Origin of the sequence: Mycobacterium sp. E3251, from assembly GCF_001666835.1 — a bacterium.
GTDB lineage: Bacteria > Actinomycetota > Actinomycetes > Mycobacteriales > Mycobacteriaceae > Mycobacterium.
The window spans coordinates 20,830-34,479 of the sequence record NZ_LZJF01000060.1 but is presented as its reverse complement, the minus strand read 5'-3'; the positions used below and the strand labels follow the sequence as shown (position 1 = coordinate 34,479).

The window sequence follows — 13,650 nt, the reverse complement described above, 5'->3', positions numbered from 1 at the left end:
ACCTGATGCCCGGAGTGCAGGATCGTGTCATCGTCGTCACCGGAGCCGGCGGGGGGCTGGGCCGTGAATACGCCCTGACCCTGGCCCGCGAGGGGGCCAACGTCGTCGTCAACGACCTCGGCGGGTCCCGGGACGGCACGGGCGCCGGCCACAACATGGCCGACCAGGTCGTCAACGAGATCAAGGACGCCGGTGGCCGGGCGGTCGCCAACTACGACAGCGTCGCCGAGCCCGAGGGCGCCGCGAACATCATCAAGACGGCACTCGACGAGTTCGGCGCCGTGCACGGCGTGGTGAGCAACGCCGGGATCCTGCGTGACGGCACCTTCCACAAGATGACGTTCGAGAACTGGGACGCCGTGCTCAAGGTGCACCTGTACGGCGGGTACAACGTGCTGCGCGCCGCCTGGCCGCATTTCCGGGAGCAGAGCTACGGCCGGGTCGTCGTCGCCACTTCCACCAGCGGCCTGTTCGGCAACTTCGGGCAGACCAACTACGGCGCGGCCAAACTGGGCCTGGTCGGCATGATCAACACGCTGGCGCAGGAGGGGGCGAAGTACAACATCCACGCCAACGCCGTCGCGCCGATCGCGGCCACCCGGATGACCGAGGACATCCTGCCCAAGGAGGTGCTCGAGAAGCTGACGCCCGAGTATGTCGCGCCGGTGGTGGCCTACCTGTGCACCGAGGAAAACCCCAACACCGCTTCGGTTTTCGTCGTCGGCGGGGGCAAGGTGCAGCGGGTGGCGCTGTTCCAGAACGAGGGCGCCAACTTCGACAAGCCGCCGACGGTCGAGGACGTCGCCTCACACTGGTCGGAGATCGACGACCTGTCCGCGGCCAAGCAGGCCAACTTCAAGCTGTAGCGGTCCGGGTCAGACGAGCAGTTCGTTGCGCAGGCGGTCCACCACCGCCTGCGCAATGCCTGCGTCGCGCAGATAGGCGTCCAGCGAGCCGTACGTCTCATCGATCGCTTGGCGCGCGGCCGCCAGATACTCCGGGCGGACGCCGAGGACACCGTCGGCGAGGCGCGCCTTGGTGAACGTCACGACCTCCGGGGTCAGCTCGACGTCGGAGCGCTGCTGGATCATCTCGTAGATGTGGTCTCGCAGTTGAGGTACCGCGGCGTTGCTGCGCAGGTAGTCGGCGACGATGGTGTCGCGATCGATGCCGACCGTCTCCAGCACCGTGGCGATCACAAAGCCGGTGCGGTCCTTGCCCGCAAAGCAGTGGGTGAGCACCGCACGCCCGGCTGCCAGCAACGAAAAGACATGGTGCACAGCGCGTTGCGCTCCGTTGCGAAACGGGAATTGCCGGTATTCGTCGATCATGTGGCGGACGGCCGCCTCGTTGACGGCCTCGTCGGACTGGTCGGGATCGCCAGCGAACAGCCGCCGAAACGCGGTCTCGTGTGGCGCGTCGTCTTCGGTCTGCTCCTCGTCACCAAGGTCGGGAAAGGGCAGCAGATGGATGTCGACGCCGTCGGGAACCAATCCCGGTCCGCGGCGGGCAACCTCGCGTGCGGCGCGCAGATCGGCGACGTCGGTGATGGCCAACTCGCGCAGTGTCGCGCGGCCCTCGTCGTCGAGGCGGCTTAGCTCACCGGACCGGAACAGCCGTCCGGGCCGTAGCCCGGGTGTCTCATCGGCGACATCGCGAAAGTTCCACGCGCCGGACAGCTCCCGCAGTGTTTCAGTCATGCGAGGTGACCGCCGCGGCGAGCGGGGACTTCTCCCGGCCGAGCTCGGCGCGCGCGATGGTCCGCATGTGTACCTCGTCGGGACCGTCGAAGAGGCGCATCGCCCGGTGCCAGGCGTACATGCGGGCCAGCACCGTGTCCTCGCTGACGCCCGCGGCCCCGTGCACCTGAATAGCACGGTCGATCACGTTGCACGCCACCTGCGGCGCGACCGCCTTGATCTGCGAGACCAGCGTGTGCGCGGCCTTATTCCCATGCTGGTCGATCGTCCACGCCGCCTTCTCGCACAACAGCCGCGCCTGATCGATCTCGTTGCGGGACTTGGCAATCGCCTCGCGCACCACGCCCTGCTCGGCCAGCGGGCGGCCGAATGCCACCCGGTTCTGCGCCCGGTCCACCATCAGGGCCAGCGCCCGTTCGGAGCCGCCCAGCGCACGCATGCAGTGGTGGATGCGGCCCGGGCCCAGCCTCGCCTGCGCGATCGCGAAGCCCCCGCCCTCTTCGCCCAGCAGGTTGGTGACGGGCACCCGGACGTTGTCGTAGATGATCTCGCAGTGCCCCGGCTGGTCCTGGAAGCCGAACACCGTGGTGGAGCGGACCACGGTCACGCCCGGCGTGTCAATCGGCACCAGCACCATCGACTGCTGCTGGTGGCTTGCCGCCTCGGGGTTGGTGCGGCCCATCACGATGAGGATCTTGCAGCGCGGGTCGGACGCCCCCGACGTCCACCACTTGCGGCCGTTGATCACGTAGTCGCCACCGTCGCGCACGATGGAGGTCTCGATGTTGCGGGCGTCGCTGCTGGCGACCGCCGGCTCGGTCATCGAAAAGCCGCTGCGGATCTCACCGTTGAGCAACGGCTCCAGCCACTGCTTGCGCTGTTCCTCGGTGGCGAACAGGTGCAGGGTCTCCATGTTGCCGGTGTCGGGCGCCGCGCAGTTGAGCGCCTCGGGGGCGATCTCCAGGCTCCAGCCGCTGATCTCGGCCAGGGGCGCGTATTCCAGGTTGGTCAAACCCGACTCGGCCGGCAGGAACAGGTTCCACAGGCCGCGCTCCCGGGCCTTGGTCTTGAGCTCCTCGATGATCGGCGGGACCGTGTGATCGTTGGGGCCGGCCTCGTCTCGGTACTTGTCGTATTCGGCCTCGGCCGGGAAGACGTGCTCGGTCACGAAGTCGGTCAATCGCTTGTGGTAATCGTTGGCTTTGGCCGACATCGCGAAGTCCATGCCGCCACCATAGGACACGTGCCGCGACGGCCCATATGGCCGAGCCTTATTGGTCACCTTCGCGACACTGAAACCACGCACACGACACGCCGCGAGGAGTGTGCCTGATTGCAGGCTCGAGGTGTGGTCCGCGATCGCGACGGCGCACGATGGACGCCATGACCGAATCCCGTCCGCCGTTCCCCCCGTTCACCGCTGAGACCGCCCTGGAGAAGGTGCAGGCCGCCGAGGACGCGTGGAACACCTGCGATCCGCACCGCGTCAGCCTGGCGTACACGCCCGACTCGCAGTGGCGCAATCGCGACGAACATGTCGTGGGCCGGGAAGCGATCGTGGCGTTCCTGACCCGCAAGTGGCAGCGCGAGCTCGACTACGCGTTGCGAAAAAGTTTGTGGGACTTCCACGGCAACCGGATCGCCGTGCGGTTTCAGTACGAGTGCCACGACGCCAGCGGCCAGTGGTATCGCAGCTACGGCAACGAGCTGTGGGAGTTCTCGCCGTCGGGGTTGATGGCGCGCCGCGAGGCCAGCATCAACGACGTGCGGATCGACGAGTCCGAACGCCGCTACTTCGGGCCCCGGCCGGCGGCGGAACACGGGCAGGACATCCCGCTCTGGTAGCCAACCGGCCACAACGCGGTCTTGTGGGTCCACAACGCCGCGGCCGCTACTGCGTGCGCCTCGGGTAACGAACCATCGACGGGAGTCCATCTGCCGCGCCGGTGGTGTCCCGCCCGGTCGATCGCACGTCCGGGGCGAAACCCGGCAGGCGTTAAGGTAGCGAAGCGTGCGGCCAGCCAGCGGCACATCAAACGGCAGGAAAGTGCGGGAAAGCAGATGTACGCGCCATGACAGATGCGCAGACGACGGTAGGGGTGGTCGCCGAGTCCGGGTCCGACGAGCGACGGGTCGCGCTGGTACCCAAGGCGGTGGCGGCGCTGATCAGCGGCGGTGTGGCCGTGGTGGTCGAGTCGGGCGCGGGCGAGGGCGCGTTGCTCCCTGACCAGCTCTACACCGAGGCCGGCGCCAGCATCGGGGACGCCTGGGCCGCCGACGTCGTCGTCAAGGTGGCGCCGCCGACCAAAGAGGAGGTCGGCAGGTTGCGCCGCGGGCAGACCTTGATCGGGTTCCTGGCGCCGCGCAACGCCGACAACTCGATCGGCGCCCTCACCGAGGCCGGGGTGCAGGCGTTCGCGCTCGAGGCGATCCCGCGGATCTCGCGCGCCCAGGTCATGGATGCGCTGTCGTCGCAGGCCAACGTCGCCGGCTATAAGGCCGTGCTACTGGCGGCGTCCGAGTCGACCCGGTTCTTCCCGATGCTGACGACCGCGGCCGGCACCGTGAAGCCGGCGAGCGTGCTGGTGCTCGGCGTCGGGGTGGCCGGGTTGCAGGCGCTGGCGACGGCCAAGCGGCTGGGCGCGCGCACCTCCGGCTACGACGTGCGCCCGGAGGTTGCCGACCAGGTCCGTTCGGTGGGAGCCCAGTGGCTCGACATCGGCATCGACGCGGCCGGTGAGGGCGGGTACGCCCGCGAGCTCACCGAGGAAGAACGCGCCCAGCAGCAGGAATCCCTGGAGAAGGCGATCGCCGGGTTCGACGTGGTGATCACCACCGCGTTGGTCCCGGGGCGCCCCGCGCCGCGGCTGGTGACCGCCGCGGCGGTGGAGTCGATGAAGCCCGGCAGCGTGGTGGTCGACCTGGCGGGGGAGACCGGGGGCAACTGCGAACTGACCGAACCGGGGCGGACGGTCGTCAAGCACGACGTCACCATCGCCTCGCCGCTGAACCTGCCGGCAACCATGCCCGAGCACGCCAGCGAGCTCTACAGCAAGAACATCACGGCGCTCCTGGACCTGTTGATCAAAGACGGCAAGCTGGCCCCCGACTTCGACGACGAGGTCGTCGCGGCGGCCTGTGTCACGCGGGCCGGAAAAGAGGACTCCTAGACATGTACGACGAGCTGTTGGCCAATCTGGCGATCCTGGTGCTGTCCGGGTTCGTCGGGTTCGCGGTCATTTCCAAGGTGCCCAACACGCTGCACACGCCGCTGATGTCGGGGACCAACGCCATCCACGGCATCGTGGTGCTCGGCGCGCTGGTGGTCTTCGGCGAGGTTGAACATCCATCGCTGGCGGTGCAGATCATCCTGTTCGTCGCGGTGGTGTTCGGGACGCTCAACGTGATCGGCGGCTTCATCGTCACCGACCGGATGCTGGGCATGTTCAAAGGCAAGAAGAAGGCCGCGCCCGTAAAGACCGAAGACCTGGCGGCGAAATGAACTATTTGGTCACCGTTCTCTACATCATTTCGTTCGCCCTCTTCATCTACGGCTTGATGGGCCTGACCGGGCCCAAGACCGCGGTGCGGGGCAACCTGATCGCCGCGGTCGGCATGGCCATCGCGGTCGCCGCGACCCTGATCAAGATCCGGCACACCGAGTCGTGGGTGCTCATCATCGCCGGCCTGGTCGTGGGCGTCGTGCTTGGTGTGCCGCCGGCGCGGCTGACCAAGATGACCGCCATGCCGCAGCTGGTGGCGTTCTTCAACGGCGTCGGCGGCGGCACCGTCGCGCTCATCGCGCTGGCGGAATTCATTGAGACCAAAGGATTTTCGGCGTTCCAACACGGGGAGTCGCCGACCGTTCACATCGTGGTCGCGTCGCTGTTCGCCGCGATCATCGGGTCGATCTCGTTCTGGGGATCGATCATCGCCTTCGGCAAGCTGCAGGAGATCATCTCCGGCTCGCCGATCGGCTTCGGCAAGGTTCAGCAACCGATCAACCTGCTGCTGCTGGCGGCGGCGGTGGCCGCCGCGGTCATCGTCGGCATCCACGCCCATCCCGGGACAGGTGGGGCGTCGCTCTGGTGGATGATCGGCCTCCTCGTCGCCGCGGGTGTGCTCGGCCTGATGGTGGTGCTGCCCATCGGCGGCGCCGACATGCCGGTGGTCATCTCGCTGCTCAACGCGATGACCGGGCTGTCGGCCGCGGCGGCCGGTCTGGCGCTCAACAACACCGCGATGATCGTGGCCGGCATGATCGTCGGCGCGTCCGGTTCGATCCTGACCAACCTGATGGCCAAGGCGATGAACCGTTCCATCCCGGCGATCGTCGCCGGCGGTTTCGGCGGTGGGGGCGTGGCCCCGGGCGCCGGCGGGGACGGCGGCGACAAACACGTCAAGGCGACCTCGGCCGCCGACGCCGCGATCCAGATGGCGTACGCCAACCAGGTGATCGTGGTGCCCGGCTACGGCTTGGCGGTCGCGCAGGCCCAGCACGCCGTCAAGGACATGGCCAGCCTGCTGGAGGAAAAGGGCGTGCCGGTGAAGTACGCCATTCACCCGGTCGCGGGGCGGATGCCCGGTCACATGAACGTGCTGCTGGCCGAGGCGGAAGTCGACTACGACGCCATGAAGGACATGGACGACATCAACGACGAGTTCTCCCGCACCGACGTCGCGATCGTCATCGGCGCCAACGACGTCACCAACCCGGCGGCCCGCAACGAGCAATCGAGTCCGATATACGGCATGCCCATCCTGAACGTGGACAAAGCCAAGTCGGTGATCGTGCTCAAGCGGTCGATGAATTCCGGGTTCGCGGGCATCGACAACCCGCTGTTCTACGCCGACGGGACGACGATGCTGTTCGGGGATGCGAAGAAGTCGGTGACCGAGGTCGCCGAGGAACTGAAAGCGCTCTAGCGGCGCCGGCTAGACCGGCGGGTAGGCGGGCGGCGGGTAGCCGTTGCCGTCGACGACGCCGCGCAGACCCCACGGCACGTAGCGGAAGAAGAACTCGATTTCGTCGCTAGCGTCGTAGTCCGGGTTCGGATCCATGAGGCCACCCCTCCAGTCGCGACTTGAGCTTTCGTGAAGCGAGTCTAGTCCCATCCTCGTCGGGACGACACCTGGCGTTTGCCTAGACTGTCCAACCAGTTGATTGATAATGGGCCTTGCCTGGCACCCGACATCCGGCCCGGCATTGAAGATAGCGAGAACAGATGCCATCCGAGAGCGGACTTACGCGGCGCGAGGAGTTGCTGGCTGTTGCGACCAAGCTGTTCGCCGCCCGTGGCTACCACGGGACCCGGATGGACGACGTCGCCGACGTGATCGGGTTGAACAAGGCGACGGTCTACCACTACTACGCCAGCAAATCCCTGATCTTGTTCGACATCTACCGGCAGGCCGCCGAGGGCACGCTGGCCGCCGTCCACGACGACCCGTCCTGGACGGCCCGCGAGGCGCTCTACCAGTACACCGTCCGCCTGCTCACCGGCATCGCAAGCGATCCCGAGCGCGCCGCCGTGTACTTCCAAGAACAGCCGTACATCACCGAATGGTTCACCAGCGAACAGGTGGCCGAGGTCCGCGAGAAGGAAGCCCAGGTCTACCAGCACGTGCACGGCCTCATCGACCGCGGGATCGCCAGCGGCGAGTTCTACCCGTGCGACTCCCACGTCCTGGCGCTCGGATACATCGGCATGACGCTCGGCGCCTACCGGTGGCTGCGGCCGAGCGGTCGGCGCAGCGCCAAGGAGATCGCGGCCGAGTTCAGCACCGCACTACTGCGCGGCCTGATCCGCGACGAAGCGATCCGCACGAGTTCTCCGCTCGGCCCCTAGCCCGGCGACGCCGCGCCCTTCAGGTGCTTGTCGAGGAAGGCGAGCTGGTCGGCCACGACACGCTCGAACGCCTCGTCGACGTAGATCGCGAAATGGCCCTCGGGATAAAGCTTGACCTCACCGCGCGGGGCCTTGGCCGCATGGCGCAGCGTCGCCGCCGCCGGAGCCACCGAGTCGGCTTCGCACACGCAGAACAGGATCGGGCAGGTGATCTTGGGCGTGAGACGTCCCGGACGATAGGTGAAGACCTGCAACGCGATGCGGGCGGCGACTTCGTTGCGTAGCTCCACCCCGTGGGGAACCAGGCGCAGATAGCCGGCATACGCGTCGGGAGCGTTCAACAACGCGACCTCATCGGGCCGGCCCGCGGTCGCGACCATAACCGGGGCGCGGCCCAACCGGGCCCCGACGGCGTCGCGCACCGCCCGCGCGGTGATGCGTGCCGTGATCAACGGGTTGCTGATGGTGCGCGCGGACGCGAGACCGTCGGTGAAGGGGCATTGGACGACCGCCGCGGCGATACCCGGCAGCCGGGCCGCCGTGGCGATCACATGCCCGCCGGCAAAAGAAGTGCCCCACAACGCGATTCGTTTGGGATCGATTCCGGTGAGGGTGCGGGCGTAGGCGACCGCCGCGGCCCAGTCGGCCAGCTGCAGCCCGATATCGAGCACCTGGCGCGGCCGGCCCTCGCTGTCGCCGAAATTGCGATAGTCGAACACGAGGCAGGCGTAACCTGCCGCGCTGAATCGCTCGGCGTAGGCGTCGAGCCGCATCGTGCGCACCCCGCCCAGGCCGTGCGCCATCACCAGAAGCGGGGTGGGGCCTTCGCCAGCGGGCCGGTAGAGCCAGGCGCTGATCAGATCGCCACCGGAGGGGAATTGGACGTCTTCGCGTTCTGTCATCGGCGAGTCATTCTGCCCGAGGAGTCCAGGGTCGGTCCGCCGGTATGCGCCACAAATTTTGTGGACTAGTGTCTAGAAAAGTTTTGAGCGCTCAGAGGACGGAGACTCTCATGGCGATCCGCGTCGCGCACGTCGGTACCGGAAACGTCGGAGGGTTAGCCCTGGCCGAACTGATCACCAACCCGCAATTCGAGCTGACGGGCGTCTGCGTGTCCACCCCGGAGAAGGTCGGCAGGGACGCCGGCGAGCTGTGCGGTGTCGGCTTGGATGCGGGCGCCGTGACCGGCGTCAAGGCCGTCGCGGATCTGGATGCCATCATCGCCGCGAAGCCCGAGTGCGTCGTTTACTGCGCCATGGGCGACACCCGGCTGCCCGACGCGATGGCCGACGTGATGCGCATCCTGGCCGCCGGCATCAACGTCGTCGGCTCCTCGCCGGGGCTCCTGCAATACCCGTGGGGCGTGATGCCCGACAAGTACATCGCTCGCGTGGAAGACGCTGCCAAGCAAGGCAATTCGAGCATCTTCATCAGTGGTGTGGACCCGGGATTCGCCAACGACCTGATTCCGTTCGTGCTGGCCGGGACCTGCCAGCGCATCGATCAGGTGCGCTGCATGGAGATTCACGACTACGCGTCGTACAACGGTACCGAGGTCATGGACTACATGGGATTCGCCAAGCCCATGGACGAGATCCCCATGCTGCTGCAGCCGGGCATCCTCAGCATCGCCTGGGGAACCGCGATCCGTCAGCTGGCGGCCGGTCTCGGCATCGAGGTCGACGAGATCACCGAGTCCTACCAGCGCGAGCCCGCGCCCGAGGATTTCGACATCGCGGTCGGCCACGTGGCCAAGGGCACGGTGGCCGTACTGCAGTTCGAGATTCGCGGCATGGTCAAGGGCCACCCCGCCATCGTCATCGAACACGTCACCCGGTTGCGGCCGGACCTGCGCCCCGACCTACCCCAGCCCGCCGCGGGCGACGGCTCCTACCGCGTCGAGATCACCGGGGAGCCGTCGTGCGCCGTCGACATCGTCCCGAGCAGTCGCAAGGGCGACCACAACCACGCCGCGATCGCCGGCGCCGCGGGCCGCATCGTCAACGCCATTCCGGCGGTGATCGCGGCACCGCCGGGCATCCGGAGCACCCTCGACCTGCCGCTGATAACCGGCAAAGGCCTTTACGCACCAAGCACTTTGGTGACCACCTAAACGAAAGGAGACCCGCGTGGGTCGGGTAGACGGCAAGGTAGCGCTGATCAGTGGCGGCGCTGGCGGTATGGGAGCCGAAGACGCGCGCCTGCTCGTCGAGGAAGGCGCCAAGGTCGTCATCGGCGACATTCTCGACGACCAGGGCAAGGCGCTGGCCGACGAGATCGGCGACTCCGCGCGCTATGTGCATCTCGACGTCACCCAGCCCGACCAGTGGGACGCCGCCGTCGCCACCGCGGTCGGCGAATTCGGCAAGCTCAACGTGCTGGTCAACAACGCCGGCACCGTCGCGCTCGGCCCGTTGAAAAGCTTCGATCTGGCCAAGTGGCAGAAGGTGATTGACGTCAACCTGACCGGGACCTTCCTGGGCATGCGGGCTGCGGTCGAGCCGATGATCACGGCCGGCGGCGGCTCGATCATCAACGTGTCCTCCATCGAGGGCCTGCGCGGCGCGCCCATGGTGCACCCCTACGTCGCCTCCAAGTGGGGGGTGCGCGGACTGGCGAAGTCGGCGGCATTGGAGCTGGCGCCGCACAACATTCGGGTGAACTCCGTGCACCCGGGGTTCATCCGCACCCCGATGACCGCCCACCTGCCCGAGGACATGGTGACGATCCCGCTGGGGCGTCCGGGCGAGGTTCGGGAAGTCGCGACGTTCATCCTTTTCCTGGCCAGCGACGAGTCGTCCTACTCCACCGGCAGCGAATTCATAATGGACGGTGGCCTGATCACCGACGTGAATCACAAGGAGTTCTAGCGGCGGTTCGTCGCCGAGCGTGCACTCACGGCGAGAATTGGGCTTATTTTTCGCCGTCAGTGCACGTTCGGCGTAGGGGATGGTGTCGATGCTGCGCAGCCTGGCCGACGTAGTCGGATCGAACCACGTCGTCACCGATCCCGACGTGCTCGCGGGGCGCAGCGTCGACCACACGGGTCGGTACCGGGGGCGGGCCAGCGCGTTGGTGCGCCCGGGATCACCCGAGCAGGTCGCCGAGGTGCTGCGGCTGTGCCGGGACGCCGGGGCGCACGTGACGGTGCAGGGCGGCCGCACCTCGCTGGTGGCCGGCACCGTTCCCGAGCACGACGACGTGCTGCTGTCCACCGAGCGGCTGCACGCCCTCGATGACGTCGACACCGTCGAGCGACGCGTCCAGGTCGGCGCCGGGGCGACGCTGGCGGCGGTGCAACGGGCCGCGGGCGCCGCGGGCCTGCTCTTCGGCGTGGACCTGGCTGCCCGGGACACCGCGACCGTCGGGGGGATGGCCTCGACGAACGCCGGCGGCCTGCGCACGGTCCGCTACGGCAACATGGGCGAGCAGGTGCTCGGCCTGCAGGTGGCGCTCCCCGACGGGTCGCTGCTGCACCGGCACAGCCGGGTGCGCCGGGACAACACCGGCTACGACCTGTCGTCGCTGTTCGTGGGCGCCGAGGGCACCCTGGGCGTCATCACCGCGCTGGACCTGCGCCTGCACCCCACCCCGGCGCGGCGGGTGACGGCGATCTGCGGATTCGCCGAGCTGGATGCTCTCGTGGATGCCGGCCGGGCGTTTCGGGACGTGGACGGCATCGCGGCGCTGGAACTGATCGACGGCCGGGCCGCCGCGCTGACCGGCGAGCACCTCGGGTTCGGCGCACCGGTCGAGGGCGACTGGCTGCTGCTGGTGGAGCTCGCCGCTGACCACGACCAGACTGACCGGCTCGCCGAACTGCTCGACGGCGTGCGGGTGTCCTCCGAACCCGCGGTCGGGGTGGATGTCGGCGCGCAGCAGCGGTTGTGGCAGGTGCGCGAATCACTCGCCGAGGTACTGGGTGTGTACGGGCCGCCGCTGAAGTTCGACATCTCCCTGCCGCTGTCGTCGATCGACGAATTCGCCAAGGCGGCAGTCGATTTGGTCGGGGCCCACGCGCCGGGGGCGCTGCCCGTGCTGTTCGGCCATATCGGCGAGGGCAACCTGCATCTCAACGTGTTGCGCTGCCCGGTCGAGCGGGAGAAGGCGCTGTACCAACCGATGATGGAACTGATCGCGCGATCCGGCGGCAACGTCAGCTCCGAACACGGCGTCGGCACCCGTAAGCGGCACTACCTGGGCATGTCACGCGAACCGGCGGACGTCGCGGCGATGCGGACGATCAAGGCCGCGCTGGACCCGACCGGCTACCTGAATGCGGCGGTGCTGTTCGACTAATCGTTCTTGCGCCGTCTGACATACGCTGGGCTCCATGGCATCCGGGATCTTCAGCACGCCCATCGTCGGAATCGTCAACAAATTGTTCAATGGCATGATCGACGCTCCCGTCGTCGGGCCACTGGTACGACGCGGGCTGATCAAGATTCGCTACGTCGGCAGGCATTCGGGTAAGACGATCCAGACCCCGGTCGGGTACCGCCGCTCGGGCGACGGCATCGTCATCAACGTCATGTCGCCCGATAGCAAGACATGGTGGCGAAACTTCCTCGGCGAGGGCGGTCCGATCACGCTGCTCAACTTCGACGGCGCCGACCGCACCGGCCACGCGATCGCCGGCCGCGATGAGAAGGGCCGCGTCAAGGTCGAGGTGCGGCTCGACTAATCCGAAGGCGCCTTGATCCCGACGGCGTGGCGCAGCTGGGCCAGGAACTGGTCGGCGTCGTCGCTGCGGACGATGTAGTGCGATATCGCGATCCGGATCACGGTCGCCGCCTTCACCGCCGCGTTGGGGCCCGGCAGGTGCCGCTGCAGGCCCTCGCGCATCTGCGGGATGACCCAGGAGAACTGGGCGATGGTGTGCTCGGGCTCGACATCGACCATGCGCACGCCGGAGTACGAGTGCTGGTACTCGACGATGAACCGCAGCACGGCGTCGAGCTTGTCGACCCCCTTCAGACCGGCGGTCGCGCGGACCAGGCCGCTCTCGAAGATCTGCCGCTCGTAGCTCGAAAAGGCCGACAACAACTCCTCTTTGGACGCGAACCAGCGGTAAAGCGTCGGCCGCGAAACGCCGGCCTGGGCGGCGACGTCGGACAGGCTGAGCTTGGTTTTGCCGTTGCGGCCGAGGACCTCTGCGGTGGCGTCGAGGATGCGCTGACGCGTCGAGGTGTCAGGCTCTGCGGTCTGGGCCGGACGGCTCATATCTGCAACTCTACGAAGTGCTTCAACGTCATTTCGCTTCCCGGCCAGACTTGCCCGGGCGCGGGCGCACCAGCACCGACTGCTGGATGGCACCGACCGCGCCCTGCTCGTCGAACAGTGTGCCGATCGTGGTCCCGATGCCGTCGGGGCCGTAGCTGGTCTCGGCGCGAATGCCGATCCAATCACCGTCGGGAACCCGGAACACGTGCACGGCCAGGTCGGTGTTGAGGAACGTCCACCGGCTGATGTCCAGCTTGCTGCCGATGCCGTTGGCGCAGTCCGCCACCGCGAAGAGGCGCTCCAGCGGTGTCATGCTCTCGCCGGTGACCAGGTCCGCGTTCGGGTGGATCCACGATTCGCCCGGGCCCTCGCTCAGCGGCTCGGTCAGCCACAGCCAGTCCAGGCTGTGCACGTAGTTGCGGTCCCAGTCCCGTGCCTTGAGGTTGCGGTTGCGCGCCTGGCTGCGCGGCCCGGGCATTTCAGGCGCGGCGTGAGCCACCGCTCGCGTGTCCAGCGTCTGCAACCGCCATCCGCTGGCCCGGGCCACCGGCCGGGGCTCACCATCGGGGCCCGGTGCCAGCATCTCGGCACTGACCAGTTCGATCTGTTTGCCGCCCCGCTGCACCTGCGAGCTGACCCACAGGTCGCCCTCGGCGGGCACCCCGCCCAGCAGGTCGATGACGACGCGGGACAGGCGGGTGTCGTCGCGCTGTTCGCATCGCTCCAGCGCCCGCACCAGCAGCGCCGACACCGGCCCGCCATGCTGGATCGCCGCCGACCAGGTGCCGCGCGCCAGGTCGGTGGCCCGGAACTTCTCGCCTAACGGGTCGGTGCCGTCGATGAGCTCGTAGTAGGAGTCCGTCATCGTCAACCTCTCG

16 protein-coding genes are annotated in these 13,650 nt (G+C 67.8%); 10 read left to right on the top strand and 6 right to left on the bottom strand.

From position 1 onward, the window contains the following. Positions 1–5: 5 nt before the first annotated feature. Positions 6–866, top strand: coding sequence for an SDR family oxidoreductase (locus tag A5697_RS08275; RefSeq protein WP_067946816.1), 861 nt, complete (start codon positions 6–8; stop codon positions 864–866). A 9-nt stretch (positions 867–875) separates the two neighbouring features. Here the strand turns inward: A5697_RS08275 and A5697_RS08270 are convergent, their stop codons facing one another. Both A5697_RS08270 and A5697_RS08265 read right to left on the bottom strand, forming a co-directional pair. Next, the gene (locus A5697_RS08270; RefSeq protein WP_068009621.1) at positions 876–1,700 is read right to left on the bottom strand and encodes a tyrosine-protein phosphatase; all 825 of its coding nucleotides are present in this window, start codon (positions 1,698–1,700) and stop codon (positions 876–878) included. Next, positions 1,693–2,913, bottom strand: a complete 1,221-nt coding sequence (locus A5697_RS08265; RefSeq protein WP_068009671.1) for an acyl-CoA dehydrogenase family protein — start codon at positions 2,911–2,913, stop codon at positions 1,693–1,695. Before A5697_RS08265 ends, A5697_RS08270 begins: the two co-directional genes overlap by 8 nt. A gap of 170 nt (positions 2,914–3,083) precedes the next feature. On the opposite strand from A5697_RS08265, the gene A5697_RS08260 reads away from it, so the two are divergent. From A5697_RS08260 to A5697_RS08245, 4 genes are all read left to right on the top strand, one after another. Beyond that, positions 3,084–3,545: a nuclear transport factor 2 family protein gene (locus A5697_RS08260; protein WP_067946953.1), complete on the top strand. Its 462-nt coding sequence runs from the start codon at positions 3,084–3,086 to the stop codon at positions 3,543–3,545. Between the two features lie 227 nt (positions 3,546–3,772). Continuing rightward, complete coding sequence (locus A5697_RS08255; RefSeq protein WP_067946812.1) at positions 3,773–4,870, top strand: Re/Si-specific NAD(P)(+) transhydrogenase subunit alpha; 1,098 nt, start codon at positions 3,773–3,775, stop codon at positions 4,868–4,870. A 2-nt stretch (positions 4,871–4,872) separates the two neighbouring features. Then, positions 4,873–5,202 carry an NAD(P) transhydrogenase subunit alpha gene (locus A5697_RS08250; protein WP_066949393.1) on the top strand — a complete coding sequence of 110 codons (330 nt, stop codon included), beginning with the start codon at positions 4,873–4,875 and terminating at the stop codon, positions 5,200–5,202. Beyond that, positions 5,199–6,626 carry an NAD(P)(+) transhydrogenase (Re/Si-specific) subunit beta gene (locus A5697_RS08245; RefSeq protein WP_067946810.1) on the top strand — a complete coding sequence of 476 codons (1,428 nt, stop codon included), beginning with the start codon at positions 5,199–5,201 and terminating at the stop codon, positions 6,624–6,626. The genes A5697_RS08250 and A5697_RS08245 overlap by 4 nt, the downstream gene beginning before the upstream one ends. Positions 6,627–6,635: 9 nt before the next feature. Here A5697_RS08245 and A5697_RS27655 read toward each other — a convergent pair whose 3' ends face one another. Next, positions 6,636–6,761 carry a hypothetical protein gene (locus tag A5697_RS27655; RefSeq protein ID WP_090419821.1) on the bottom strand — a complete coding sequence of 42 codons (126 nt, stop codon included), beginning with the start codon at positions 6,759–6,761 and terminating at the stop codon, positions 6,636–6,638. 164 nt (positions 6,762–6,925) lie between these two features. Here A5697_RS27655 and A5697_RS08240 point away from each other — a divergent pair, with 164 nt between their 5' ends. Next, on the top strand, positions 6,926–7,549 hold the full coding sequence (locus tag A5697_RS08240; RefSeq protein WP_067946808.1) for a TetR/AcrR family transcriptional regulator: 624 nt from the start codon (positions 6,926–6,928) through the stop codon (positions 7,547–7,549). Here the strand turns inward: A5697_RS08240 and A5697_RS08235 are convergent. Beyond that, a complete protein-coding gene (locus A5697_RS08235; RefSeq protein ID WP_068009618.1) occupies positions 7,546–8,451 on the bottom strand; it encodes an alpha/beta hydrolase in 906 nt (301 codons plus the stop codon). The genes A5697_RS08240 and A5697_RS08235 overlap by 4 nt on opposite strands. Positions 8,452–8,561: 110 nt before the next feature. On the opposite strand from A5697_RS08235, the gene A5697_RS08230 reads away from it, so the two are divergent. From A5697_RS08230 to A5697_RS08215, 4 genes are all read left to right on the top strand, one after another. Continuing rightward, positions 8,562–9,662 carry a diacylglycerol kinase gene (locus A5697_RS08230; protein ID WP_068009615.1) on the top strand — a complete coding sequence of 367 codons (1,101 nt, stop codon included), beginning with the start codon at positions 8,562–8,564 and terminating at the stop codon, positions 9,660–9,662. Positions 9,663–9,678: 16 nt separating this feature from the next. Then, a complete protein-coding gene (locus tag A5697_RS08225) occupies positions 9,679–10,419 on the top strand; it encodes a glucose 1-dehydrogenase (protein ID WP_067946802.1) in 741 nt (246 codons plus the stop codon). Between the two features lie 88 nt (positions 10,420–10,507). After that, the gene (locus A5697_RS08220; RefSeq protein ID WP_068009670.1) at positions 10,508–11,848 is read left to right on the top strand and encodes an FAD-binding oxidoreductase; all 1,341 of its coding nucleotides are present in this window, start codon (positions 10,508–10,510) and stop codon (positions 11,846–11,848) included. Positions 11,849–11,882: 34 nt separating this feature from the next. After that, complete coding sequence (locus A5697_RS08215; protein WP_068009613.1) at positions 11,883–12,233, top strand: hypothetical protein; 351 nt, start codon at positions 11,883–11,885, stop codon at positions 12,231–12,233. On the opposite strand, the gene A5697_RS08210 is transcribed toward A5697_RS08215, so the two are convergent. Beyond that, positions 12,230–12,772: a TetR/AcrR family transcriptional regulator gene (locus A5697_RS08210; protein WP_067946798.1), complete on the bottom strand. Its 543-nt coding sequence runs from the start codon at positions 12,770–12,772 to the stop codon at positions 12,230–12,232. The two genes, A5697_RS08215 and A5697_RS08210, sit on opposite strands and share 4 nt — an antisense overlap. 28 nt (positions 12,773–12,800) lie before the next feature. Further along, positions 12,801–13,637 (bottom strand): thioesterase family protein, encoded by an 837-nt coding sequence (locus A5697_RS08205; RefSeq protein ID WP_068009611.1) that lies wholly within the window; start codon positions 13,635–13,637, stop codon positions 12,801–12,803. Positions 13,638–13,650 lie beyond the last annotated feature (13 nt).